The organism is Mesorhizobium sp. M7A.F.Ca.US.006.04.2.1, assembly GCF_004022915.1.
In the GTDB taxonomy this organism is placed as follows: domain Bacteria; phylum Pseudomonadota; class Alphaproteobacteria; order Rhizobiales; family Rhizobiaceae; genus Mesorhizobium; species Mesorhizobium ciceri.
The window spans coordinates 1-846 of record NZ_RZQA01001435.1; the positions used below are offsets into that span (position 1 = coordinate 1).

General features: G+C 67.1%; 1 protein-coding gene. It reads right to left on the reverse strand.

Going from position 1 to position 846, the window contains the following annotated elements:
* The coding region (locus tag EN925_RS37860; RefSeq protein ID WP_164894770.1) for an AMP-binding protein at positions 1 to 846 on the reverse strand (846 nt) is incomplete at both ends.

Genomic DNA, 846 nt, shown 5'->3' on the forward strand with positions numbered 1-846 from the left:
GGACTGTCCGGCGTCAGCGCGCCCATGGTGGCGGTGACGGTCGCCTCGGTCGGGCCATAGGTGTTCAGGATCTGCCGCCCCGGCTTCGACCAGCGCACCACCAGATTGTGCGGACAGGCCTCGCCGCCGACCAGCAGCGTGCGCAGGCTGGGCACATCCGATGTCATCGACGACAGCAGCGTCGGGCTGCAGGCGATGCAGGTGATGTCATGGAGCCGCAGGAAATCGGCGAGTTCCTCGCCCACCAGCGGCATCTGGCCGGGTGCCGGCACCACGGTTGCGCCGGCGACGAACGGCACCCAGATCTCTTCGGAGGAAAAGTCGAAGGCGATCGTCATGCCCTGGTAGACGCGGTCGCCCGGCCGGTAGCCGTAGGAGGCGGCGGCGACGCGGATGAAATTGACGAAACTCTGGTGCTTGATGACGACGCCCTTGGGCTTGCCGGTGGTGCCCGACGTGTAGAGGATGTAGCAGGTGTCGTCCGCTGAAGCGGCCTTCGCATGCGGCTTCAGCGGCGCGTCGGACTGTTTGGTGATTTCGGTGGCAGTGCTGTCGATCAGCAGGTGCGGAACCGGCAGTTGGCCGGCGCGCGACGCATAGGCGGCGATGGTGACGATCAGGCTGACGCCGGCGTCTTCGATGATGAGCGCCATCCGCTCCTCGGGAAAGGCGGTCGCCAGCGGCACGAAGGCAGCGCCCGCCTTCATCACGGCGAGCAGCGCGACATAGGTCTCCGCCGAGCGGTCGAGGATGAGCCCGATGCGGTCGCCCGGCTTCACGCCGCGCTTGACCAGCAGGCGGGCGAACTGGTTGGCCCGCCTGTCCAGTTCACGATAGGTCCAGACA